The sequence below is a fragment of the Streptomyces sp. NPDC023573 genome (assembly GCF_055559735.1).
The window spans coordinates 89,515-115,210 of record NZ_JBVHKB010000010.1 but is presented as its reverse complement, the minus strand read 5'-3'; the positions used below and the strand labels follow the sequence as shown (position 1 = coordinate 115,210).

General features: G+C 74.2%; 11 protein-coding genes. 6 read left to right on the top strand and 5 right to left on the bottom strand.

All coding sequences use genetic code 11. The features are described 5' to 3' along the window. The first annotated feature begins 100 nt into the window (after positions 1-100). Positions 101-1,717 carry a phytoene desaturase family protein gene (locus ACZ32T_RS28620; protein WP_467369797.1) on the top strand — a complete coding sequence of 539 codons (1,617 nt, stop codon included), beginning with the start codon at positions 101-103 and terminating at the stop codon, positions 1,715-1,717. Here ACZ32T_RS28620 and ACZ32T_RS28615 read toward each other — a convergent pair. Genes ACZ32T_RS28615 through ACZ32T_RS28600 form a run of 4 tightly spaced genes read right to left on the bottom strand, consistent with a single transcriptional unit; the run spans position 1,676 to position 17,257 of the window. Then, complete coding sequence (locus ACZ32T_RS28615; RefSeq protein ID WP_467369795.1) at positions 1,676-8,353, bottom strand: beta-ketoacyl synthase N-terminal-like domain-containing protein; 6,678 nt, start codon at positions 8,351-8,353, stop codon at positions 1,676-1,678. The two genes, ACZ32T_RS28620 and ACZ32T_RS28615, sit on opposite strands and share 42 nt — an antisense overlap. A 43-nt stretch (positions 8,354-8,396) precedes the next feature. Beyond that, entirely contained in the window at positions 8,397-14,438 is a 6,042-nt protein-coding gene (locus ACZ32T_RS28610) for an SDR family NAD(P)-dependent oxidoreductase (RefSeq protein ID WP_467369793.1), read from the bottom strand. A 56-nt stretch (positions 14,439-14,494) separates the two neighbouring features. Continuing rightward, positions 14,495-16,078 carry a PfaD family polyunsaturated fatty acid/polyketide biosynthesis protein gene (locus ACZ32T_RS28605; protein ID WP_467369791.1) on the bottom strand — a complete coding sequence of 528 codons (1,584 nt, stop codon included), beginning with the start codon at positions 16,076-16,078 and terminating at the stop codon, positions 14,495-14,497. A 33-nt stretch (positions 16,079-16,111) separates the two neighbouring features. Further along, on the bottom strand, positions 16,112-17,257 hold the full coding sequence (locus ACZ32T_RS28600) for an SDR family oxidoreductase (RefSeq protein ID WP_467369788.1): 1,146 nt from the start codon (positions 17,255-17,257) through the stop codon (positions 16,112-16,114). A 744-nt stretch (positions 17,258-18,001) separates the two neighbouring features. On the opposite strand from ACZ32T_RS28600, the gene ACZ32T_RS28595 reads away from it, so the two are divergent. Continuing rightward, positions 18,002-19,372, top strand: a complete 1,371-nt coding sequence (locus tag ACZ32T_RS28595; RefSeq protein WP_467369786.1) for a hypothetical protein — start codon at positions 18,002-18,004, stop codon at positions 19,370-19,372. A 50-nt stretch (positions 19,373-19,422) separates the two neighbouring features. On the opposite strand, the gene ACZ32T_RS28590 is transcribed toward ACZ32T_RS28595, so the two are convergent. Next, complete coding sequence (locus ACZ32T_RS28590) at positions 19,423-20,805, bottom strand: flavin-containing monooxygenase (RefSeq protein ID WP_467369784.1); 1,383 nt, start codon at positions 20,803-20,805, stop codon at positions 19,423-19,425. A gap of 357 nt (positions 20,806-21,162) precedes the next feature. Here ACZ32T_RS28590 and ACZ32T_RS28585 point away from each other — a divergent pair, with 357 nt between their 5' ends. The 4 genes from ACZ32T_RS28585 to ACZ32T_RS28570 all read left to right on the top strand — a co-directional run bounded on the left by ACZ32T_RS28585 (position 21,163) and on the right by ACZ32T_RS28570 (position 25,657). Next, the gene (locus ACZ32T_RS28585; RefSeq protein ID WP_467265202.1) at positions 21,163-21,777 is read left to right on the top strand and encodes an ABC transporter ATP-binding protein; all 615 of its coding nucleotides are present in this window, start codon (positions 21,163-21,165) and stop codon (positions 21,775-21,777) included. Beyond that, positions 21,774-22,634: an ABC transporter permease gene (locus ACZ32T_RS28580; protein ID WP_467369783.1), complete on the top strand. Its 861-nt coding sequence runs from the start codon at positions 21,774-21,776 to the stop codon at positions 22,632-22,634. The genes ACZ32T_RS28585 and ACZ32T_RS28580 overlap by 4 nt, the downstream gene beginning before the upstream one ends. A 71-nt stretch (positions 22,635-22,705) precedes the next feature. Continuing rightward, positions 22,706-23,227: a hypothetical protein gene (locus ACZ32T_RS28575; protein WP_467265207.1), complete on the top strand. Its 522-nt coding sequence runs from the start codon at positions 22,706-22,708 to the stop codon at positions 23,225-23,227. Between the two features lie 189 nt (positions 23,228-23,416). Beyond that, complete coding sequence (locus ACZ32T_RS28570; RefSeq protein ID WP_467369781.1) at positions 23,417-25,657, top strand: serine/threonine-protein kinase; 2,241 nt, start codon at positions 23,417-23,419, stop codon at positions 25,655-25,657. Positions 25,658-25,696: the final 39 nt, after the last annotated feature.

Below are 25,696 nucleotides of genomic sequence, written 5' to 3'. Positions count from 1 at the left end.
GTGATCCCGTATACCCGGCCGGGTGCCCGGCAGGCGGCGGAACCCCCGGATGCTTGCGAGAGTGGAGGAGCCCGGAGGGCCGAGAACACGTGGAGGAATGATGCCGGACGCGGTGGTCATCGGGGCGGGGCCGAACGGCCTCGTCGCCGCGAATCTCCTCGCCACCGCAGGGTGGAGCGTGGAGGTGCTGGAGGCGCAGCAGGAGCCGGGCGGCGCGGTCCGCAGCGACCGCGGCGTCCACCCCGACTACGTGAGCGACCTCTGCAGCGCCTTCTACCCGCTTGCCGCGGCCTCTCCGGTCCTCGGCGGCCTGGAGCTCCAGAAGGACGGGCTCCGGTGGAGCCGCGCCCCGCGGGTACTGGCGCATCCGCTGCCGGACGGCCGGTGCGCGGTCCTCGAACGCGGGGCGCAGGACACAGCGGCGGGGCTGGACACGTTCGCGGCGGGCGACGGGGCCGCCTGGCTCGACCTGCACGCCACCTGGAATCGTTTGGGCCCCGACATCCTGAGGGCCCTGTTCACCCCCTTCCCACCGGTACGCACCGTTCTCCGTCTCGCTGCCAGGCTCCGGGCGTCCGGCGGGCTCCGACTGGCACGGACGATGGTGCTGCCGGTGCGGCGCCTCGGCGAGGAGGAGTTCCGCGGCGAGGCGGCCAGGCTCATCCTCGCGGGCAACGCGCTGCACGCGGACCTCGGCCCCGAAGCAGCGGGAAGCGGCGGTTACGGATGGCTCATGTCCATGCTCGGGCAGACCTACGGCTTCCCGGTGCCGGTAGGGGGAGCCGGGGCGCTCACGGAGGCCCTGGTGCGCCGGCTGGAGCGGCACGGCGGCGTCGTCCGCTGTGGAGAGCGCGTGACCGGGATCGTCGTACGCGGCGGACGCGCCGTCGGCGTACGCACCGCGGGGGGCGAAGCCGTACCGGCCTCCCGTGCCGTCCTCGCCGACGTGTCCGCGCCGGCGCTGTACGGCGAACTGCTCGACGCACGGCACCTCCCCGCCGGGATGCTGAGTGATCTGCGCCGCTTCCAGTGGGACTTCGCGACGTTCAAGGTCGACTGGGCGCTGAACGGCCCCGTGCCCTGGACCGCCGGGGACGCGTCCACGGCGGGGACCGTCCACCTGGCCGAAGGGGTCGACGGTCTCACCCGCTTCGCCGCCCAGATCGCGACAGGCCAGGTGCCCGACCGTCCCTTCCTCCTCTTCGGGCAGATGACCACCGCCGACGCCACGCGCTCACCCGCCGGCACGGAGTCGGCCTGGGCGTACACCCACGTCCCGCACCGGATCAAGGGTGACGCCGGCGAGGACGGCCTGACGGGGCGATGGGACCGGCGCGAGCAGGAAGCCATGGCAGACCGCATGGAGAACGAGGTCGAACGCTGGGCACCAGGGTTCCGCTCCCGCATCACCTCCCGGCGCCTTCTGGCGCCGCCCACCCTCGAGGCCATGGACGCCAACCTGCACGGCGGCGCGATCAACGGAGGGACCGCGGCCGCACACCAGCAGCTGGTCTTCCGCCCGACGGCCGGTACGGGACGGCCCGAAACACCGGTGAAGGGCCTCTTCCTCGCCTCGGCCTCGGCCCACCCGGGCGGCGGCGTGCACGGAGCCCCCGGCGCCAACGCCGCGCGTGCCGCACTGCGCGGCGGGAGCGTGTACGGGCTGCACGCGCCGTCAATGCCGTGGTCCGTCCGCACGGGGCGGAAGACCGGGTGAAGCGAGAGGCGGACGGCCCGACCCGGACACCACGCGCATACCCAGCCCACGCACCCGGTAGATGCATGTGTCATCGCCCCAGAGCGACGCGTCCGCCACCGCGTAGGGGCCCCGCTCGTCCGTGCCGCTCTCCACGACGTCCATGTCCACACGGATCAGCCGGTGGGCAGGCGTGATCTGGCCGCGGTACGTCCAGGCCGTCTCACGGCCGGGCAGCACCGGCTCGAACCTGGCGTGCGGGATGCCGTCGGCCGCGCCCCGTTCGATGAGGTGGTACTGGAGCAGCTGGCACATCGCTTCCAGGCCCAGGGAGCCGGGCTGCACCGGGTCCTGGAAGAAGTGGGCGCGGAAGAACCAGGCGTCCGGGCGTACGTCCTTCTCCGACCGCAGCCGGCCGAGCCCCGCGCTTCCCCCGTCCGGCCAGTAGCCCGTGATCCGGTCCAGCATCAGCAGCATGGGCCCCGGGAGAGACGGCTTCCCGGCGCAGTACCGGGCGGGCCGGGCGGTCAGATCGACCGTACGGCCGCACGGCTCGTCGAGGCGCGCCCGGTCGTCCGCCGACGCCGCGAGGCCCTGCTGGTCCTCGAAGGCCGACGGGGGGAAGTAACCGAAGACCGTGGAGAGTTCGAGCACAGGCACGCCGTCGGCCGTGGACGAGACCCGGAACGACTCGATGATCATGTCCCCGCTGCGTGAGACCCGCGTCAGTTCGGCACGGGTGCGGACCGTACGCGTCGCCGGGGTCACCTCGCCGGTGACCGTCCCCGCCCCGTCGAGGTTCCGGAAGAGCAGGTCCATGCCGGTGGTCAACGCGCTTCCCACGTAGGAGGCGAGCCACCCGCACGGCTGCAGAGCGATCTCCATGAGCACGGCGAACGGCACGGTGTCGCCACCGCTCTGCTCGAAGTACCAGGCGTCCGCCGGTACGTCGTACTCCGCGACGACGGCGCTGCCCTCCCGCATCCCGGCCTGCGGCCCGTCGACCGAGGAGATCCGGCTCATGAAGTGGTACGGCGGCCCGGGAAGCCGGGCCACCCTGCGGGTGCCGTCGAACGGCTCGTACATGGCGCCGAACGCCTCGCTCGGCCTGCCCCACGCACACGCCAGCAGCGAGGCGTAGTCGAAGGGGAACCCGTCGGCGGCCACGGCCACCGGCTGCTCCTCACGGTGCCCGGCCAGTCCGCCGAGCCGCGGCAGCGGCACCGGGGCCCCGCCGGCCTGGGCCAGGGGCGGGCCCGAGTGCCGCCAGTGAGCCAGCGGCCAGTCGGGCACCAGCCGCAGCGCCATGCCGCGGCCCAGGAACGCCTTCGTCCCGTCCACCGAGCCCAGCACGTCGGCGTGGAGCGTCGGTTCCGGCCCGGCCGAGACACCGCGTACGAACACCTCGTAGACGACCCGCCGGCCCTCCGGGGTCGCCTGACCCCGGCACATCGCCCGGTAGGGGATCCCGCCGACCGGTTCGAAGCGCCAGCCGTCCCGGTCGACGGTGAAGCCCATGGCCGTCAGGTAGAACGCCAGCGCCTGGAGACCGCCCTGGAGCATCAGAGTGCCCGGCATGCAGGGGTCGTTCTCGAAGTGCCCGGCGAAGAACCAGTCGTCCGGCGACAACGCGGTCTCGGCACGCAGATAGCCCCGGCCCCACGGGCCGCCGGCCGGGTCGAACGCCGTCACCTCGTCCAGCAGCCGCAGCCGGCCCTCGTCGAGCCTCGGTGAGCGGACATGGGCCGCGGTCGTCTCCCAGCCGGGCCCGAAGCAGTCCGCCGGCCGTCCCTCCCCGAGGGCCCGCAGCCGGTCCGTGCCGAAACGGGTCCGTCCGCAGCGCACGGCGGGCGGGTCGAACGGCAGGTCGTCGCCGGGCGCGTGTTCGGCGGGGTCCCACCGGACACCGCCGCTGCCGGCGAGCTCCGCGGGGGTGAAGAACCCGGCCTGTCCCTCACGGACACTCAGCCGGAGCTCTCCGTCCACGTAACAGTCGTAGTGGAAGAAGGCCAGCCTGACGCCCTCCTCCTCCGCGTGGCCGTCCACATGGATCTCGAAGCACAGCGTGTCACCGGCTCGCGGCGGTGCGCCGTGGAAGGTCACCTCGCAGCCCAGCAGCCGGTAGGCGCGCTCGCCCCGGTTGAGGAGGTCGACGCCCAGCCAGCTGAGCAGGAGCAGGTCCGCCTGGCCCGCCTCGATCAGCAGACCGGCCGGCATACGTCCCGTGGAGTCCAGGTACCAGCTGTCGGGCAGGACGTCGGTCTCCGTCCAGATCCTTCCGTCCGTGCGGACCGGATCCGGCAGGACGAGCGCCGCGGGTACCGCGTCGATGCCGGTGACCCGGTCCGCGAAGAGCATGGGCGGCCCGGGCATCCGGGTCTGTACCGCGTATCCGTCCTGTTCGGCGAAGCGCGGGCCGAACAGGGCGGAGATCTCGCCGGAGGCGAGGTACTCCAGCTGGGCGCGGTCGAACGCCGGACCGGGCCTCGGCGCACCCGCCGGCGGAGGCTGGACGGCCGGAGGAGACGTGGCGGGGCGTTGCCGTCGTACGGGAACGGGGTCCGGGTCCGGCGGGGCGGCGGACGTGAGCGCGGTGACGGCGAGCGCCGACACCCGCAGGAACCGCTGATGTGCCTCCGTGTGACCGGCCATGACCTCCTGGTGCAGCGCGGCGACCCGCAGACTCTGGCGGGCGACCGCGGCCCGGACACCCGTCGTCCCCGGCCCACCCGGGCTGTCGGCAGCCGGCCGGAACCACTGTTCCCCAGTGGTCGGGGCGGTGGGGCCGCCGGACTTCCGCGCCGGCGGGACGGCCGGTGCCGCGGAGTGTCCAGGACTCCGGTCCGGCGAAGCGGCGGCAGCGGGAGGACGGCCCGGGCCCCCGTCCGGTACCGGGGCCAGCTCGGGGGCCGGAGGCAGGATCGTCACGACGGACTCCGGGGGCGGGATCGTCACGACGGACTCCAGGGGCGGCAGGCACGGAGACGAGATCACGGGAACGGTGACGGTGGGCCCGGGTTGCGGGATGTCCGTGGCGGCCTCCGCGAGCCGGGCGAACACCTCGTCGGCCCGCACCGGAACCCCGGCGACGACGAGTTCGGCCACCGCCAGGCACAGCTGGCGCAGCCCGGTGTCCTGCGGGGAGTCCAGCGCGACGGCCACGTGCTCACGGTCGCCGAGCACCCGTTTGATCCAGCCGGTGCACAGCCTCCTCGGTCCGTGCTCCACGAAGACCCGGACCCCGTCGGCCCACGCCTGCTCGACCGTGGCCGCGAAGTCGATCGTGCCCAGCCCCTGAGCGGTGAGCGCTTCGGCGGCCCGCTCGGCCGTCGCCCGGTACGCCCGCCCGGTGGCCCCGCTGTAGAACCGCACCCCGGGCACATCGGCCGTGGGACGGTGGTGGGCTTCGTGCCACACCTCCCGGACCTCGGCCAACTCCGGCGCGTGGGCCGCCATGTCGTAGTCCAGCTCGATCGCGCGGTCGGCGCCGAGCCGGGCCACGACGGCAGCACACGCCCGGGACTCGCCACCGATGACGCAGACCCCCGGCGCGTTCACCGCCATCAGATGGACCGCGGCCTCCGTGGCGAGCTCCGCACGGACCACGTCAAGGGAGGCGCTGACCAGATAGCTCGACCACCGGGAGCCCTGGACGCCCCGCCGCTTCCAGTGGCGTCTGACCGCCCGGAGCTCACCGGTGAGTTCGGTCGTGAACAGACCGCTGTCCCGGGTGGCTTCGTACAGCCCCGAGGCGTCTGGCCAGGCTCCCAGCGCGACCAGGGCGGCCGACTCGCCCGAGGAGTACCCGAGCGCGGCGTCCGGCCGCAGGCCGAGCACCTCCCGGGAGAACACGGTGTGCAGGACGGACAGCTCGGCGGCGGCCCAGATCTGGCCGAGCACCCCGCGCTCAGGCTCCGGCCCGGACCGCAGCCGCGTGCCGATCGCCCGGTGGGTGTCCCGGACGGCCTCGCCGAGCGACGGCATGGCGAGCGCCACCTCATGGCCCATCCCCGGGTAAGCGGCGGAGCCGTTGGTGTACACGAACGCGGTCCGCCCGCCGACCGGCCCTTCCCGGTACAGCACATCGGCGGGACGGGGCCCGCCCTCCGTCAGCCAGCGGCGGGCAGCCGCCTTACGCTCCGACAGCGCGGTGTCGCCGCCGACCACGAGCGCCAGCCGGGCCGGGCCCGCGCTGGATTCCGCGCCCGAGTCCAGCGCGGCCAGCACCTTCCCGCGGCCGGCCCCGGAGAAGACGTGCAGACGCGGAGCCGGCCCCCGCAGCCACGGCAGGGGGTCACCCGCGCGCAGGCGCACACTCGCGGAAGGCCCCTCCATCGGCGTCACCACGGCCCGCGCCGTGTGGGCGACTGCCGCGGTGTCCGCGGGCCCGGCCGGACGCGGCACGGCGCGGTGCTGGAGCGCGAGCGCCGCGACCGCGACGGAGACCAGCCCGGACGCGGCATGAGCCCGTCCGAAGGCCGACGCCGGGTCGAACGCCGCGCCCGGGCCGTCGCCGATGACCATGTCGGGTTCGTCGGCGGCCCCCTCGTCCAGCAGGGCGACGACGGTGTCGCCGTCCCTGCGCGCGGCGTCCAGGGGCTTGAGGACCAGGACGACCGCCGCGTCCCCCGGAACGCCGTCACTTCCGAGCTCCCGCAGGGCCGCCCGGTGGACCGCCTCGCAGGACAGGTCGGCGGCACCGACGAGCGCCGCGTCGGCCTCCCCCGACCGGACGGCCCGCGCCGCGACCTCCAGCGCCACCAGCCCGGACGCCTCCTCCGCGGAAACTGCGAACGAGGGGCCGGCCAGGTCGAGTTGGGTGCTGATCCGGCTCGCCACGAGATTCGGCATACTGCCCACCACCCCCTCCGCGGTCATGGGGAGCACGAACGCGTCCCGGGCCGGGCCGGCCGGTGGCACCTGCACACCCTGCCCGGCGGCCTGTTCCAGCCAGTGCGGGACCCGCCAGCGGGCACCCGCCCGGGCCACTTCGGGGTCCACCCCCATGCCGACGACCACCATGGTCCGCTCGCGCGGCAGGACCAGCCCCCGCGCGGCCTCCCGGGCGGCCTCCAGCACCAGGAGCTGGTGGCGTACGGTCCGCTCCAGCCCCGACGGCGGGAAGCACAGACCCGTGAGCTCCACCGCGATCTCCGTGGCGGGGCCGCGCCGTTCACCACCCAGCACCGCCCGGCGGAAGTCCTCGACGCAGGTCCCGTCACCGACCCGGGCGCCGAGAGCGACGATCGCCACCGCCCGGCCGCCGGCCGGGCCGCCGGGACGCCGTACGGCCGTCGTCGCGCCGCGCGCCGGTCGCCGTACCGCGCCCACGGGGCCGTCCTCCGCGTGGTCCACGACCAGATGGGCGTTGGTCCCGCCGAACCCGAAGGCGCTCACCGCCGCCCTCCGTGGCCCCGCCCACTCCTCCGATGCGGTGAGCACCCGCAACGGCGTGCCCGCCAGCGCGTCCAGCGGCCGGTCCGCGCCGAGCGTCGCCGGGCGGACCCCCGCCCGCATCGCCCCGAGCACCTTGAGCAGCCCGGCCACTCCCGCCGAAGCCAGCAGGTGGCCGACGTTCGACTTCGCCGAACCGATGGGCACGTCGTCACGCGCTCCGAAGACCCGGGCCATGCCCCGCACCTCCACCGCGTCACCGACCGGCGTCCCCGTCGCATGGCACTCGACGAGCGACACCGAATCGGGAGCGGCGCCCGCCATGGCGTAGGCCAGGCGCATGGCCCGTACCTGACCCTCCTCCGACGGGCTGATCAGCCCGGAACCGCGCCCGTCGTTGGACAGTCCCACCCCGCGGATCACACCGAACACGGGCAGGCCGGCGGCGCGGGCCTCGGACAGCCGCATCAGGGCGACGAACCCGGCGCCCTCGCCGTGCACCAGCCCGTCCGCGTCCCGGTGGAAGGGGCGGCTGCGCCCCGTGCGGCTCGTCGCGGACAGGCCGCAGAACCCCACGTGCAGGTAGAGGGGGTCGGGCCGGCTGACCCCGCCGGCCACCATCAGGTCGGCCGTGCCGTCGTGCAGCCGGTCGCACGCCAGCTTGATCGCGTACAACGAGGACGCGCAGGCCGCGTCGAGGGCCCACGCCCCCGCGCCGAGCCCGAGCGCACGCGCCGCGAGCAGGGCGGGCAGCCCGGAGGAGAAGCGGTTGCGGGCGTCGGGGCGGGCCCGGCGCTCCCCCGCCAGAAGGGCTTCACGGAGCGGGGTGCGCTGCGCGGACAGCCAGACGTGTTCGGAGAAGGCCGCCCCGGTCTGGGTGGGGTACGACAGGTTCCCCATCACCAGACCCCCGCGCGGCACCGGTCCCACGCGGCCCGCCTCGGTCAGCGCCTGCCGTACCCCGTAGAGGACCCAGTGGAAGAGCGGGTCCAGCGAGGAGATCCGCTCCGCCGGGATCCGGAAGCCCCCCGGATCGAAGACCGACTCGAACCCCTCGACATAACCGCCCACGTCGGTCCAGGTGCGGTCGAGGTGGTCGTCCACCGGGCCCATGGCCCAGCGGCGCGGCAACCGCCAACGATCCGCCGGGGCGGCCGACACCGTGGCACGGCCGGCGGCGATGTTCTCCCAGAACGTGTCCGGGTCGAGCGCGCCGGGCAGCACACAGCCCCGGCCGACGACGGCGATCGGTTCAAATTCCATGCGGGGCACTCACTTCACGGCGGGGCGGAGTCCGGGGACGGGATCAGGAGGGGCGGCGGACGAGCTCGACACCGATGAGTTCCAGCCGTACGGACCCGTCGGCGTCGATCAGTGCCGCGTCGCAGCGCGCCCCCGTCTCGTGCGCCTTGCGCCCCCGGACGACACACCGCACGGTGCCGTCCGACGGGCCACGCCTGTGCACCCTGCACTCGGCGACGGCCATGGGCAGCGTCGCCGCACCGAGCGCGGACTCGCCCCAGAGCAGGGCGAGTTGGAGCGCTCCGTCCACGGCAGCCGGGTCGAGCGGCCACTGGGCGCCCGGCCAGTCCAGGGCGCGCACGCCCGCGACGGTCGCTTCGGCACCGTCCTCACAGAGGCCGTGCACCGTGCGCAGGGCGTGGAACCGCGCACCGTGGAAGAGGACCTTCCCGTCGTACACATCGGCCCGGCCGAGCGGCTCCAGCCCGACCGGGGTGTCCCACGCCGCCGGGTCCGGCTCCCCGCTCCCGGCGTCCAGCACGGCCCGGAAGTGCGTCAGACCGTCCTCGCCCCGCAGTTCCGCTTCCAGAGCCGAGGGCGAGCCGGGTGCGCCCCGGCTGCCGGACAGGGTGAGCCGGTGGCCCGCACCCGCCAGCTCCGGCAGGGCACACTTCCGGTACACGCGCAGATCGCGCAGGACGAGGGGTCCGGGGGCCGGCAGCCAGGCCGTAGCCGCGCTCGCGAACCAGTTCAGGACCAGTGCGACGGGCAGCACCGGGGTGCCGGCGGGAGCGTGGTCGGCCAGCTGCGGCAGGGTGTCCGAGCGGACCAGCAGCTGGGCCCGGGGAGGGCCGCCGGCCGGGGAGAGGGCCGCCGGGTCGTCACCGGCCGCCAGGATGACGCGGGCCTCACCGGGGGTGCCGCCCAGCTCCGCCGTGAAGGCGGCCGCGCCCTGTTCCAGGGGGATGAGCGGGACCCCGGACCGGCCGAAACGCGCGGCCAGGGCGGGCGTGACCATGCCGCCCTGCCAGGGCCCCCAGGCGATGCACCGCACCAGGCAGCCGGGGCGGCGGGCCTGTTCGGCCGACGCGACCTGGTGGAGGACTTCATTGGCCATGGCGTAGTCGCCCTGCCCCGTGTTGCCGTACACGGCGGCCACCGAGGAGAACAGGCAGATCGTGTCCAGCGGGTCGTCCGCCGTCGCGGCCAGCAGCGCCCGCAGGCCGTCCACCTTGGTGGACATCACCAGCTCCACCTGCTCGTCGCTCTTGTCGGCGATCAGCTTGTCGGCCAGGACACCCGCGCCGTGCACGATGCCGGTGACCGGCCCCCACGTGTCGCGTACGTCGCGGAGGGCGGCGGCCAGGGCATCGGCGTCCCGGGCGTCGACCTGGACGTACCGGACGGGGGACCCGGCCGACTCCAGCGCCGCCAGTGTCGCGCGCACCTCGCGTGCGGCCAGGATCTCCCTGGCCCGCGCCGCGATCCGGGCGGGCGTGGGGGAGTCCGCCGCGTCCCTGCCGGAGCGCTCCGCGAGCAGCCGGGTGAGCGCGGGCTCGTCGTACGCCGAAGCCAGCTCGGCGGGTTCGGGGGCCGGGTCGGTCCTGCCCACCAGGACGATCCGTGGACCGTGGGTCCTGGCCAGGTCCAGCAGGGCGGCGGCGGTCACCCCACGCGCGCCGCCGGTGGCCACGATCACGGACGCGGAGGTGATCCGCCGCGTGGCACCCGGCATCGCGGGCTCGGACACCGTCCGCAGGAGGGCGCGGGTGCCGTCCGCGCGGAGACCGACCTCCATGTCGGCTCCGCCTTCGAGCAGTTCGCGCACGATCGCATCAGCGAGCTCCTCGTCGTCCCGGGCGCCCCGCTCGCAGTCGACGGTCTTGACCGTGGCGTCCGGCCACTCCTTCGCCGCGGTCCTGGCCAGTCCTGCGACACCCCCCAGCCACGCGCGGCCGGGCGCGCGGCCACCGAGCCCGAAGTCACCTCCCGTGTCCTGCACAGCCACGAACAGCGCGCCCCCTGCGGCCGCTCGCCCCGCCACCGTACGCGCCGCGCGGAACGCCGACCTGTGGACCTCCCGGGCCTCCTGCGGCCCGTCGCCCGCGGTCAGCCCGCCGAGATGGACGACCCCGCGGGTGCCTTCGGGCACTTCCGCCGCGGCGGTCGCGTCCACGCCGCGCTCAGTCAGCTTCCGGGCGACGAGACCGGTCAGCCCGCGCTCGTCCGCGGCCTCGCCGGTCACCACGACCGGCCCGTCCAGCAGCCCCGCCGTCGCCAGGCCGGAGGCCGGCGACTCCACCGCCCGCGGCACCAGCCTCGTCAGCACCGCCGGCTCACCGGTTCCGGTGGACGCGGAAACCCGGCGGGGCTCCGGCACGGTGGGGGAGGCCGCGTCCGCGGGGGAGCCGGCCGCTTCCTGGGAGCCCGGCGCCGGGCCCTCGGGGGGACGAACGCCCGCAGTGAGCGCCTCGACGATCTCGCGCAGTGTGCGGAGCTTGCCCAGGTGGCCGACATCTCCCGCCCCCAGGTCCCCCACCTGCCGGCGTACGGCCGAAAGGATCTCGACGCGCTTGATGGAGTCGACCCCGAGGTCCGCCTCCAGCTCCATGTCCATGTCGAGCATGTCGCTCGGGTAGCCGGTGAGCCTGGCCACCACCGAGATGAGCAGCTCCTCCAGCTCCGACGGCGACAGGGGGCCGACTTCATCAGCGGGAGCGGGAGCCTTCGAAGGCGAGGGTGAGGCCGAGAGCGGCGGCGCCGTTCCCGCCCCGGCGTACGCGGGGGCGGGGGCAGCGGGGGCCGGGGCGGGAACGGCCGCTGTGACACGTGCCGTGAGCGGGGCCGGTGCCACGGCCGCCGGCGCGCGCCCCGGTGACGAAGGCCGGGGCAGCGGCAGCGGCGCGGGAGGCGCCGCCGTGTCGGCCCCCTCACCCGTGTGCGGCACCCCGAGCATCGCGGCCAGGGTCGTCTCCGTCATCCGGAGAAACGCCACGTGGCTGTCCGTCAGCATGCGTTGGCAGGCCGCGTGAGCCTCGGCGGTGTGCCGCTGGACATTCTCGACCGCCGCGTACCAGCCGGCGTCGACGGCCTCGGCGCCGTAGGGCGGGACGGCCTCGTGCGCGGGCCCCGACGCCGGTGACGGTACGACGTCATGGGTGCTCGCCGCCTGGGCGGGCTCCGGCGCGGGGAGGGTTACCGCCGGGGTGCCCTGCACAGGGGCGGTCAGCGGTCGTTGCCCCAGTCCGCGTTCCGGCCCGCGTTCCTGTGCGGGCGACGGCTCGGCGGCTGCGGCGCGGGGTGAGTGGAGCTGACCGTAGTTGGCTCCGCTGATCTTCACGGTCATTCGGGGCTCGCGTTCCTTCGCTGAGGCTCCGGGCGAGCCGTACGGCGCCCAGAGGCTGTCGAGATCGAGTGGGACGCCGCGTACGGCGAGTTCTCCGAGCGCGGCGTGCAGGGTGCCGGCCCCGGACCGGCCGGGCCGGTCCAGGGGGACGGCCGCGTGTTCGCGGTCGCCGAGGATCTGTCCGACGAGGCCCGTCAGCGCGGCACCCGCGCCGACTTCGACGAAGGTCCGGACCCCCGCCGCGTACATCGCCTCGATCTGGTCCTGGAAGAGCACCGGTGAGGCGAGATGACCGGCGATCCGGCGGCGCACCTCGTCGGGGTGCGCCGGGTACGGTTCCGCGTCGGCGTTGCCGTAGACCTCGATCCCGGGCTCCGTGAGCGGCACCGTGCGCAGGTACGCGGCGAACGGCTCGGCGGCCGGGGCGACCAGCGGGCTGTGGAAGGCGGTCGAGGCGGCCAGCCGACGGGTGCTCGCCCCCTCGGCGGCGAACACCTCCTCGGCGCGCAGGACAGCCTCCCGCGATCCCGAAAGCACCACCTGGCGCGGGGAGTTGTGGTTGGCCGCCCAGATCTCCCCGAACCCGCCACCGGCCAGCACCTCCGCCACGTGCGCCCGGTCGGCCGCCACGGCCAGCATCGCGCCCGGCGTGACCGCCGCGTCCCGCATCAGTTCACCGCGGCGACGGGCCAGACCCACCAGCGCCTCCGCTCCCAGCACACCCGCGCAGTGCAGCGCCACCAGCTCGCCGAAGCTGTGGCCCGCCACGCAGTCCGGTCGCAGGCCCAGCTCCCCCACCACCTCCAGCAGTGCGAGCGCGTGCACGGCGAGGGCGGGCTGAGCCCACTCGGTGGCGTCCAGGAGGGTCTGCCGGCCCGTGCGCTCCTCGTCGGTGAAGGAGGGCGGCGGGAACACCACCCGGTGCAGCGGCCGGCCGTCGAAGCGGGTGGAGCCGAGCCGGTCCCACACGGCCTGTGCGGCCGGCGCCAGCATGGCGAGGCCGGCTCCCATCCCGACGTACTGGGACCCCTGTCCAGGGAACAGGAAGCCGATACGGCCCGGAGCGGGCTCCCCGCTCGCGTACCGCACGCCGGAGGGCGCGGAGAAGGCCGTGCCGGGCCGCTGCCGGACCGACTCGACCGCCTGCGCGTACTTCTCCCGCAGGTCCTCACCGTCGGTGGCGACGACGGCCAGCCGCACCCGGTCGGCGGGTGAGAACGAGGTGTGGCTCTCCCGCGCCAGGGCGGCCAGCGGGCGGCCGTCGTCGGTCCGCGGTGGCACGAGGTCCGCCACGGAGGCGCCGCTGAAGAGGACGAGCTCGCTCGGGGCCGAACGGTGGCGCAGGGCCACGCGGCCCCGCGCCGAGGGCACGTACTCCTCCAGCGTGACGTGGAAGTTGCTGCCGCCGAAACCGAAGCTCGACACCGAAGCCCGGCGTGGATGCCCCGCGGGCCGTACCCAGGGGCGTGTCTCCGTGTTGACGTAGAACGGGCCGTCAGGGGTGGCGGCCGCCGGATTCGGCCGGTCGACCTTGACGGTCGGCGGCAGCACTTTGTGGTGCAGGGCCATGACCGCCTTGAGCAGCCCCGCCGCACCTGCCGCGCACTTGGTGTGGCCGATCTGCGACTTGACCGAACCGATCGCGCACCACTGACCGTCCGGGCGCCCGGACGCGCCGAACACCTCCCCGAGGGCCGCCAGTTCGGCGGTGTCCCCGGCCTTCGTTCCGGTACCGTGCGCCTCGACCAGCTCCACGGTCTCCGGTCCGTAACCCGCCTCCTCGTAGGCGCGTCGCAGGGCCCGCGCCTGGCCGTCGGGCAACGGGGCGTAGATCGCAGTGCTCCTGCCGTCGGACGAGGTGCCGATGCCCCGGATCACCGCGTGGATCCGGTCGCCGTCCCGCTCCGCGTCGGACAACCGCTTCAGCGCGTACATGACGACCGCCTCGCCGAGCATGGTGCCGTCGGCCGAGGCCGAGAACGGCCGGCAGTCACCGGTGGGGGACAGAGCGGGAGTCTTGGAGAAGCACAGGAACATGCCGATGTCGTTGCCGGTGTCCACGCCTCCGCTGATCACCAGGTCGGCCCGGCCGAGCGCCAGTTCACCGACGGCCGTGGACAGTGCGGCCAGGGAGCTGGCACAGGCGGCGTCGGTGGTGTGGTTGACGCCGTGCAGATCGAACCGGTTGGCGACGCGGCCCGCGACGACGTTCCCGAGCAGCCCGGGGAAGGTCGACTCCCGCCACGGCTCGAAGCGGGCCGCGATGCGGTCGCACACGGCCTGCGCCTCTGCCTCCCCGAGTCCGCTCTCCCGCAGGCCCGCGAGCCACAGCGGGCGCTGGGTGCGCCCGTACATGTGCGGCAGGAGTTCCAGGGCGGCCGCGCCGAGGACGACACCCGTCCGCTCCCGGTCCACCCCGGCCGGACCGCCGGCGTCCGCCAGCACCTGGTCGGCGACCATCAGGGCGAGCAACTGGGAGGTGTCCGTCGCCGCCAGGTTGGCGGGCGGCACCCCGTAAGACATCGGTTCGAAGTCCACCTCCGGCAGGAAGGCGCCCCGACGGGCATACGTCTTGTCGGGGGCGGCCGGGTCCGGGTCGTAGTGGTCCTCCACCCGCCAGCGGGACGGGGGCACCTCGGTCATCAGGTCCCGGCCACCGGTCACGATCCGCCAGTAGCCGGCCGCGTCCGTCGCGCCGGGCACCACAGCGCCCACGCCGACCACGGCGACGGGAATCCGGTGGGACGGGGAATCGTGCACGGTCTCTCCTCGGAGTGGGGCTGTCGGCGTGGGCGCCTTCGGGGCGCCAGGCCCGCTCACGCGAGCTCGCACGGCGTGTAGGTGAACGCGCCGGGCGGCAACGGCACCCCGTAGGTGCGCAGTTGATGGGCGCGGGTGAGCACCGCTGCCCCTTCGAGCAAATTGAGCGCGATCTGCACCACCGACCTGTTCGCCGGTTCGGCCAGCACGGTGCCCTCGGCCCACCGGTTGAACGCGCCCGTCGCCGGCCCGCACCAGATCTGGTAGTCGGCCCGCCGTGACCCGTCCCCGGTGATCGCCCACCGGCTCGAACTGCCCAGGTACCAACGGAAGACCAGCGCCATGCGGTGCTTCGGGTCGGCCTCCGCGCGGGTGATCTCCGCCGGGTCGCGCTGCTCCCAGAACGTCCGGGTGCGCTGCCAGATCTCGTCGAACGAGGCCCGCAGCACATCACGTTCGATCGGTACGCGCAGCCCGGACGGGATCTCGTCGAGCGAGCCGTGCGCCCGGTACGCCGCATGGAGCCGGCCGGCCCGCTGGGCGAACATCGTTCCCCGGGAGAGGACCTGCAGCTTCACACCGAGCTCGAACATGTCGGCCGCCGGCGCCATTGCCACATCGGCGATGTCCGCGTCGCAGAGCATCGCCTTGGCCTCGTCGGACAGGCCCGCCTCCACGGCGGTCTGGTTCACCGACCCGACGACCACGTAGGACGCGCCGAGCGCGAAGGCGGCGGCCACCGCGTCCGGTGTGCCGAGGCCGCCGGCCGCCCCGACGCGGACCGGCCGGCGGTAGCCGAACCGGCGGCACAGGACGTCGCGCAGGAGGGCGATCCTCGGCAACAGCGCCGACAGCGGCCGGTTGTCGGTGTGCCCGCCGCTGTCGGCCTCCACGGTGATGTCCTCGGCCACCGGCACCCGGGCCGCCAGCTCCGACTCCTCCGGGGTCAGCGCGCCCTGAGCGACGAGAGAGCCCAGCAGCGCGGCCGGGGCGGGGGAGAGGAACCTTTCGGCCACCTCGGGCCGGGACACCTTCGCGAGCACCCTGGTACGCCGGACGACATCGCCGTCCGCGCCCCGGCGCAGCCCCTTGGCCGCGCACAGCACGACAGCCGGGGTCAGCTCCATGAACGCCGAAGCGGAGATCCGGGGGACGCCGCGGCGCAGCAGCAGTTCGGCGACCCGCCGCTCCAGCTCCGGTTCGGCCGGTGAGTGGATGAGGTTCACGCCCCAGTTCCGGCGGGACCCCAGCTCCTGGACCAGCGTGTGCACGGCCCGCTCCACTTCGGGATACGCCAGACCCCCCGCGCCGAAGAATCCGAGCATGTCCGCCCGGGCCATCGCCGACACCATCCCCGTGGTCGCGATGCCGTTCGCCATCTCGCCCGCGACATAGGGGAACCGGACGCCGTGCGCCTCGCAGAAGGTGCGGCCGCCGAGCCACTCCGGATACAGCGGCGGCAGCGTACCGAGCACCGGACCGTCCGGTACGGGACCGGTCGCGAGCCCCAGCTCACGGCCGTCCGGTCCGCTGACCACGTGGACGGGTTCCCGGATCCGACGGGCACAGGCCGCGATCCCCTCGGCGGAGAAGACCGGCGGGGTCGCGGCGGGGGAGCCGGGAGCTGCGAGGACGGACACGGAGGGGCTCCAACGGGAGAGGACGTCCGCCGGTCAGGCGTGACGGGAGGACGAGAAGGCGGCGGTGGGCGCGTCCGGCGAGCCGGTGCGTGCCCGGCCGGGCGGGGCCAGACCGGACCAGAGGTAGTCGAGGCCCACCGGGGCGGACACGGCCGAGGGACCGAGCAGGGACCTGACCCGGGTGTCGTCGAACCGCCGCCGGTGGGCGAGGTAGGCCGTCATGCCCGGATAGAAGTCCAGCAGCGCTTCCAGCGCCGACGGGACGTCCGGCTTGGCGGCGACCAGTTCGATCGAGAGCGGGACCAGTTGTTCCAGCAAGGCCACGACCGTGGGCACGGGCACGTCGCGGTCATGGACGACGTGGTACGTGCCGACCCCCTGCGAGGGCGGCAGGCCCGCCAGCCGCACCATGACCTCGGCCGCGTGCTCCACCTGCAACAGATTCAGGTGGCCGTGCGGATGCCCCACCATGCGGACGCGGGACCGGCCGGGGTCCTGGAGGCCGGCGGTGCCTGTCGCGTCACGCAGGATCCGCTCGATGACCAGCAGCGGGTGTGCGGGCAGTTCCGGGTTCGGCGGCACGTCGGAGACCAGGATGCTCGGCCGCAGGACCAGGGCCGGCCGGCCGTGCTCCCTGGACCACGCGTGGACGAGCAGCTCCGCTTCGTACTTGGAGCGTTCGTAGGCGTTCTCGAAGCCACCGGCATCGTCCAGCTCGTCCTCGTACGCCACCCCCTCACGCCGCGCCCCGGCCACGAAGGCGGTGCTCACGTGGTGGACCAGGGGCCGTCGTCCGCCCGCGGCGGCCAGCTCCAGCAGGTGCCGGGTCCCCTCGACATTGGTCCTGCGCAGCTCGGGGAGGTCCCCCTCCAGATTGATGCTGCCCGCACTGTGCCAGAGCCGGCCGATGCTGTCGGCCAGCTCCTGGAACGCCCGCGCGGACAGTCCCAGCCGGGGCTGTGCGAGGTCGGTCTCCACCACCCGCAGACGGCCGGGGAGCCCGGCGACGAACGCCTCGGTGGCACCCGTGAGTTCGAAGAAACGGGTGATGCGGTGCAGAGCGTCTCCCGACCCCGCGTGGGCCAGGACCGTGAGCGACCGGTTCGTGTCGAGCAGGCGACGCAACAGGCGCAGTCCGAGAAATCCGGTGGCGCCGGTGAGGGCGACATGCACGGCCATGGCTCCAAGGCTTCGAAGGGGGGCGGGCCCGCGACCTGGGTGCGGGGACGGGGCGCCGCTGCTGCGGCGACCGGGAACGGCGGGGCGGGAGGCCACCGGTCCGCGGCGCGGAGTGTCACCCGGCGGTGGGGGTGCGAGCGGCTCGGCCCCTCCGGCCGTACCGGTGCGGCGAGTGCTCGGCCGCTCCCAGGCGCCCCAGCTTCGCCGGGGGCTTCTCGGGCCCCCGAGGGCCCCATGACCTCCGGCGCACGGCACACGATGTCAGACGGTGCGCGGAGCGGGAGCCCCCGATTCGGTCTGCTCACCCGAACGAAGTACGCCGTGCCATGACAGGTGCGACCTGCACCGATCGGAGGGAATCCGCTGCGGGCCAGGGTGGCCGGAGGCGCGGGGGGTGACCCGACGGGCCGGAGACGGGCGGAGCCTTGTCCCCCTTTCGGAGGAACTCGCGGACGGTGTTCCCGGACCGCCCTCCCGAGCGCGCCGGCTCCGCCGGCGGCGGGCCGCGGGTGGTGGCAGGCCGGTCACCGCACGGCGAACGGGTGCCTCGTGGGCCGGAAGACGGACGCGGCTGCGCACCGCGCCGGGCGGGGACGGCGCTGCTCGGCGCGGGACGGACCCGCCGCGGCCGGTGGTCATCCTGATGGGTGGACGGCGGCCCGGCCCGGTGCTCGGCCCGCCGCGCGCCGCCCGTCCCTCTTCCCGTCGGCCGCTCGCTGCCGGCACGAACAGGAGCCCTGCCCCATGCCCGTTCCCGATCAGTCCGCCCGGTCCACCGGGTCCGTCCCGTCAGCCCGGGCGGACCGGCCCGGTCGGTCCATCCCTTCCCCTCGCCACCCCACCCACGCCGTCGACCGCGCGTTCCTCAACCTGGAACGCCGCCGGCCGGACGTCCGTTGGGACGCCGGTGGCGTCGCGTACCTCAGCGGTCCCGCCCCGGCCCTGACGGACCTGCGCGCCTATGTGGGCTTCCGTCTGGGCCAACTGCCTCTTCTCACCAGCCGGGTCGAGGGCGGCCGGCGGCTCCGGTGGCGGCCGGACGCGGACTTCGCCGTCGACCGGCACGTACAGGAGGTGGTCGCCGACGGCCCCGACGGGTGGGACGCAGCTCTCCAGACCGCGCTCAACGCCCCGTTCGCGCCCGGCGCGTACTGGGGGGTCTGGCTGGTCCACGGCCACGCACCCGACGCGTACGCCGTGTGCTACCGCTTCCGCCATGCCTGCCAGGACGGTTCCGCCGCCGCCATGACCTTCCGGACGATGCTGGGCGCGGGGGAGCCCTCCGCCCGTCCGGTGCCGGGCGGGAGCCGTGCGGCCCGGGTGCCACGGCGCGTGGGCGCCGCCGTCGGGCTGGCCACGAAATTCCTGGCCGGCACCCTGGTCGGCCGGCGCCACCGTTCCGGCTCCGCGTTCGTCCCCTCGGGGGAGCAGCGGCTGTGGCGGGGACGCGTACCCGTGGACACCCTCCGCCGGATCGGCACGCCGCGCGGCGGCTCGGCCCATGACGTACATCTCGCCGCGCTCGCCGGGGCGTTGTCGGCCTGGTCGGACCGCTCCGGCGTACCGCTCCCACGGGTGACGGCCGTGCTGCCCGTCGACGCGCGCCGCACCGAGGAGGACCAGACGTGGGGGAATCGCTGCTTCGCCCTGCCCCTGGAGCTGCCCGTACGGATCGACTCCCGGCGCCCGAGCGGTTCCCCGGACGGCTCCCAGGACGGCGAGGCGCCCCTGCGGCGACTGGACCACGTCATGGCCACGACCCGGAAGCTGCGGGGCGAGGCGTGGCGTCAGGCCATCCAGGACCTGGTCCGCTTCATGCCGGGACGACCCACCGACTGGTACATGCGCCGGGTGCTCTCCCCGCGCGTCACCAACGTCATGGCCACGTCCATGCCGCTCGCGGACAAGGGGAGCCTCGGGGAGACCCAGGTGACGGGCACCGCCCTGCTGCCCCTGCTCGTGCCCGGGCACCTCTTCGGGGTGGGGCTGTCCTTCTTCGGCGACTGGGCCGAGGTGTCCTTCGTCGCCGACCGCGCCCTCCCGATGGGGGAACTGCTGCCGGAGCTGTGGGAGCAGGCCGTGGGACAACTGGAGCAGAGCTCGGCGCCCGTGTGAGCCGGGCGCCCCGCCCCCGGGCCGGACGGCGTCGGTCCCCGCCCCCGGGGTCAGACGGCTTCGGCCGCCGGGGCGGGGCCGGCCACGCCGGGCAGCGGCAGGAGCGCACCGCGAGCCCGTCGCCTGCCCGCCCGGAGTTCCCGGCGGAGGGCTCTTCGGTAGGAGCGGACGTCGATCTCGATGCCGTGACGGTAGCTGGACACGTACGTCTTCTCATGGCGGCGGCGTTCACGGACGATCGCCCGCTCCATGCCCGCCGGCGACGGCAGGGCGACCGTGCGCTCCATCAGGTCGGTGATCCATTCCGCCTGCGGTTCGAGCAACGGGAAGGCCGCACCGGACGGCTGGGCGAGCCCCATGAAGTAGAGCCCGGGGAGCCGCGGCGGGACCGTGCGCAGGTAGAGCTCCGTGCGGCCGCCCGGGGCGGCGAAGACGGAGGGGTCCAGGAAGGGGAAGGAGAGGGAGTAACCGGTGGCGTACACCACGGCGTCGACGGATTCGCGGCTGCCGTCCGTGAAGGCCGCCGTGTCCCGGCCGAAGGAACTGACGCCGGGCTTGGGGGTGACCGCGCCCCGGGCCAGCTGGACGAGGAGTTCGTCCGACGAGGAGGGGTGGGCGGCCAGCGGGCCCCGGGCCGGCTCGGGCAGCCCGTAGTGGGCCGGGGCGCCACGGGTGAGCCGCAGGAGGAGCGCCGTCGCCGGCCCTTTGAGGGACATCGGAAGACGGGAGAGCGGGCTCCACACCAGGTGGTCCGCCGGCCGGCCGAGCAGCATCTTGGGGAACACATGCGCCGCGTCGCGCGCCGAGAGGTAGGTCCGCGCGGCCGTACGGGAGATCTCCGCCGCGATCTCACACGCCGAGTTGCCCATGCCGACCACCAGCACCCGCAGTCCGGCGTACGGCTCGGGGGAGCGGTAGTCGTGCGAGTGGACAGCCGGCCCCTCGAACTCCTCGGCCCCGGGTACGGCCGGGTCGGGGAGTCGGGGGTCCCAGTGATGGCCGTTGGCCACCACCACCTCGGTGTAGCGCCCCGTCGCCACCTCCGCGTCCGTCTCCCCGCGGCGCCGGTGGGCGACCTCCCAGCCGCCGTCGTCGAGGGGCCGCACCGAGGTGACCTCGGTGCCCGTCGTGATGTGGCGGTGCAGGCCGAAGGAGGTGGCGTACTCCTCCAGGTAGGCGAGGACCTTGCTGTGGTGCGGAAAGACCGGATACGTCTTCGGCATGGCCAGAGAGGAGAAGGACATGCTCTCCTTCGAGATGTTCGCGTGCAGCGACGCGTACACCCCCGACATGCCGTTGTCGTTGCCGTACCGCCAGAGCCCGCCGATCTTCGAACCGGCCTCGAAGCAGTCGAACGGAACGTTCCGGGAGGCGAGGACCTTGCTCGCTGCCAGGCCGGACGGCCCCGCACCGATCACGCACGTTCTCCGCATGACTGACCGACCTTTCCTCGTGTGGACGTGACTGCGCCGGCACAGGCGTGAACGGGCCCGCACGAGGGGGCCGGGCCGGACGAGAGGGCCCGGCCGCAGGCACTCCGGTCCCGGCCACGTTAGTCACCTCGGCCCTCTCGGACCCGGTTCGCGGTGGTGAGCCCACCTCACGCGTGACCTGTCGTGCGCCGCGTTGACGGCCGCCTGATTCCGGCGCCGTTTCCGCTGCGCGGCCCGCTCGTTGACCAGGAGCGGACCGGCCCTGCCGCCGAGTGGCCGGCCGGACGAACCCGCCGAATGGGAGACGCGGACCGGTTCCGCGGCCATCGGGAAGACCTGGCACGACGGAGCAGCGCGATGGACGTCAGAGATGTGCACCATTCCTACCGGCAGCACGCCGTCCTGCGGGGCGTCGACCTCCGGCTGCGGCCCGGCACCCTCGCCGGGATCGTCGGGGAGAACGGCGCCGGCAAGACGACTCTGCTGAAGGCCCTCGCCGGTGAACTCAGGCCGGACCGGGGATCGGTGCACCACACCGGCAGATTCGGCTACTGCCCGCAGTCCGTGGTCCTGGACGACTCCTTCACGGTCCGCCAGCACCTCGACTTCTTCCGGAGCGCGTTCGGGCTCCCGGACCTGCGGCGGGCCGGAGAAGTGATGGAGACCCTGGCCTTCACCGAATACCTCGACCGGCGCGCCGGCCAGCTCAGCGGCGGTTCACGGCAGAAGCTCAACCTGACCCTGGCCCTCATGCACGATCCGGACGTGCTGCTGCTGGACGAGCCCTACCAGGGCTTCGACTGGGAGACGTATCTGCGCTTCTGGGAGCTGGCGACGAGTCTGCGCGACGCCGGACGCTCGGTGCTCGTCGTCTCGCACCTGGCGTACGACATCGACCGGCTCGACGTGCTGTGGCGCCTGGACGGCGGACGCCTCACCCGTCAGGAACCGCGTGCGGAGGCGACGGCATGAGGCGGCACTGGTCCCTCTTCACCACGGCGTCCCGGTACGCGCTGATCGGGCATGCCCGCAACCGGTTCGCGATGCTGCTCGTGGTCGCGTACATCCCCGTGTGGATCGGGCTCGCGTATGTGACCATCCCCGACGAGCCCGCGCCGTTCCGGCTGCGGGCCACGGGTGAGGTGCTCTCACCGCCGGGGAACCACCTCACCCAGATCACCGGCGCGCTGAACGCGGTCACGCTGATCGCCGGGTTCATGATGTTCGCCGCCACCTTCACGGGCGGTGCCTTCGACCGCCGCCTGGCGATGGCGGGATACCCGAGGTACCACCTCGTCCTCGCCAAGCTCTCCGCGCTCACGCTGGTCTGTGCCGCCGTCGCCGCGTACGCCACTGCCGCCGCCGGTTTCGCCTGGGCCCCCCGGCAGCCCCTCATGCTCGCCGCCGCGCTGTTCTGCGCCGCCCTGACCTACGGCGCGTTCGGCGTGGTCTTCGGGTCGGTGCTCCGGCGCGAGGTGGAGGGCATGTTCGCCATCCTGATGATCAGCATCCTCGACGTCGCCCTGCAGAACCCCCTCTCCAGCTCCGGATCGGACAGCGCCGTCGTGCGTTTCCTGCCGACGTACGGGGCCGTGCAGGCCAGCATGTCCGCGGCCTTCTCCGACGCGTCGGTGCGCGAGGGCCTTGTGATCCAGGTCCTCTGGCTCACCGGCGCCGCGTTCGCCGGTTTCCTGGTCTTCCGCCGGCGCACCCGCAACGCGCTCCCTCCGGACCGGAAGCCCCGCGTCCCGAGGCCCTCCGGGCCCGCTGCGGCCGAGGGCACCCGGGGAGCCCCGCCCACACCGGCCGTGACCAAGGGAAGCCGTTGATCGTTCTGTAGCCGCGGGCGCTGACGCGGTGCCCGGACCGACACGTTCTTCGTGCAAGGAGCACCACCCTCATGACTCTTTCGCGCACCGTCCAGCGCACCGTCCTCACCGCCGCTCTCCTGTCGGGCTCCGCCCTGGCCGTCCCCGCTCCCGCGCAGGCCGCCCCGCTGCCGCCCGCCTGTCAGGAGGCGCTGCTCGAGACTCTCGACAAGTTCCCCGTGGTCGACTTCACCGTCCCCGACAAGGCCCAGAACGCGATGCTGGCCGAGGTCCTGGGCCTGAGCGAGGCCGACCAGGCGGCTCTCACCGAGACGGCGTGCGCGGCCTGGAACACCTGGGCGACCCAGAACGGCCAGGCGGTCGCCGCGGACCTGGACACCCGCTACCGGAACGCGGCCGGGCCCGTGTGCAACAAGTTCGCCAAGTCCTCCATCGCGACGATCAAGAAGTACGCCCCGAACGTGCCCGCCGCGACGCGGGACCTGGAGAAGCTGGCCAAGCAGGTCTGGAGGAACTCCATGGAGAAGCTGGCCGCGGAGGCCACGAACGCGGACTGCCGTACGGCGTACACCGGGGTGCAGGCCGGCTGGTAGCGGAACACCACACGGCCCGGCCCGTCGGCTCCCGGATGGGCCGTGTGGTGTGCGGGGGCGGGGGTGCCCCGGAGAGCCCTGTCCGTCACCCGCCTTGGCCTGCCGTACCGCCCTGCGGCTAGTTTGGGTGCAGGACAGACAGGCGGGCCCGTGGCGGCGAGGCGCACGGGGGACAGGAGGACGGGAAGAGTGTCGCTGCGCGGAGGTGACCCAGCGGAGATCGGCGGCTATCCGCTCGAGGCACGGCTCGGCTCCGGCGGTATGGGCACGGTCTTCCTGGCCCGTACGAGTTCGGGCCGGCCGGTCGCGATCAAACTGATCCACCAGCAGTTCGCGGGGGACGACGAGTTCCGCATCCGTTTCCGGCAGGAGGTGGCGGCCGCGAGGCGGGTGAGCGGCGCGTTCACCGCCGCCGTGGTCGACGCCGCCCCTGAGGCCGAGCAGCCGTGGATGGCGACGACCTACATCGAGGGGAACACGCTCGCCCAGCACATCGCCGCGGAGGGCCCGCTGAACGGGGCGGAGCTGAGGAGGCTCGCCATCGGGCTGGCGGAGGCGCTGCGCGACATCCACCGGGTGGGCGTCGTCCACCGTGACCTGAAGCCTTCGAACGTCGTGCTCTCGCCCGAGGGCCCGCGCGTCATCGACTTCGGTATCTCGCGCGCCGCGGACCAGCAGACGCTGACGATGACGGGGCGTGTCATCGGTACGCCGCCCTTCATGTCGCCGGAACAGTTGCAGGCGCCGCGCGGTGTGGGTCCGCGGTCCGATGTCTTCTCGCTGGGAACCCTGCTGGTTTACTCGGCCACGGGCCACGGGCCGTTCGACGCGGACAGTCCCTACATGACGGCGTATCAAGTGGTGCACGAGGAGCCGTCACTGGGCGCCGTGCCGGCCGCCCTGCGTGCGGTCGTCGAGTCCTGCCTGGACAAGGAGCCCGAGGGGCGCCCCTCGGCGGACGAACTCCTCGTGCTGCTGCGTGACCTGCCGGCCGACCTCGGTGGGACCGAGGCGCGGGCTGTCGGCGCGGGGCGGACCCGCGACATGATCACCCAGCATCACTCAGGGGCGGGGGACACCCCGCCGCCGGCCGCCCCGGCGGCCGACGCCCCGGCCGGTCCTGGTGCGGGGAGCAACGGCACCCTGGCCGGTCGCCGCCTGCGTCGCGGATGGCGGCCCGTGCTCGCGGCGGCGGTCGCGGTGGCGGCGATCGGCGGGGGAGTCGCCGCGCTGAAGACGGGCAGTACCGGGGGGAGCGGCGGCGACAAGGGCGACGGCGTCGCGGCGTCGGCCGCCGCGCTTCCGGACGGCTTCGCGCCGTGGCGCACGACCGTGCGGGGCGGTGACGAGGGCATACCCGACGAACTGCGTTGTGTCGCGCGCGGCGCCGCCCTGTTCTGCGGGGGCGGCGGTGTCCTCGCGACCCGTATCAGTGCCGTGGACGGCTCGACGGCGTGGACGGCGAAGAGCCCGGGCGTCCCCGTCCAGGGCATGTATCTGGTGGGCGCCACCGACGACACGGTGCTCGGCTACCGCTTCGCCTCCCAGGACGCTCCGCAGGACCCTCCCCGTGAGGTGGTGGCCATCGACGCGGACAGCGGCCGGGAACTGTGGTCCGTGCCGTCCGGCGCCCAGTCGACGGCCGTCACGGGCCGGACCCAGGACGCCGTCGTGGCCGGCTCCGCCGTCGTGACGGTCGACGCCTCCAACTCCCGCTTCGAGGCCCGGGACGCGCACAGCGGTGAGGTGACCTGGGAGACGCCGTTCCCCGCCGGCACGCAGTGCGCGCCCGTTCCGGCGGGACCGAGGCTCTTCGCGATGTGCGCGACGGACGCGGAGGTGGACGCCCTGGAGGTGCGCCACCCCACCCTCCACACGCTCGACCGCGCCTCCGGAACACTGGGCGGGGCCGTCCCGGTCGACGGGCCCGCCAGGCCGGTGGGCGCCGCCGAGGGAAGTCTCGTACTCCTTCAGGAGCACATCGAGGGAACGGCGCTCACCGGGTACGACGGGGTGGCACGGGTCGACCCGGCCTCGCGAAAGGTCACGTACTCCCGGCTGGCCAAGACGTACGCGGGAACGCCCGGCATGGCGGACGGCACCGTCTACGTGAGCGGACAGACGGGCCTCGTCACGGCGCTCGACCCCGCGACCGGACGGAAGAAGTGGTCACGGCAGACGCCCGTCGAAGGCGCGTCGGGTCCCGTGGCGGGCGGCGGCGCGCTGTACTTCAGCTCGGCCACCGGCCGGGTGGTCGCCCTGTCGCCGCGCGACGGCACACCCCTGTGGACGACGGATCCGCAGGCCGAGGGCTTGGGCGGGGAGGACGCGAGCCCGCGCGTGACCGTCGCGGGGCGCGCGGTGATCGTGGCCGCGGCGGACAACACCCTCTTCGCCTTCGACGCGCAGAAGCCGCCGGAGTCGGCCTGACCCCCCGCGCTCGGCCACGGCTTCTGCCGCGTCGCCCGG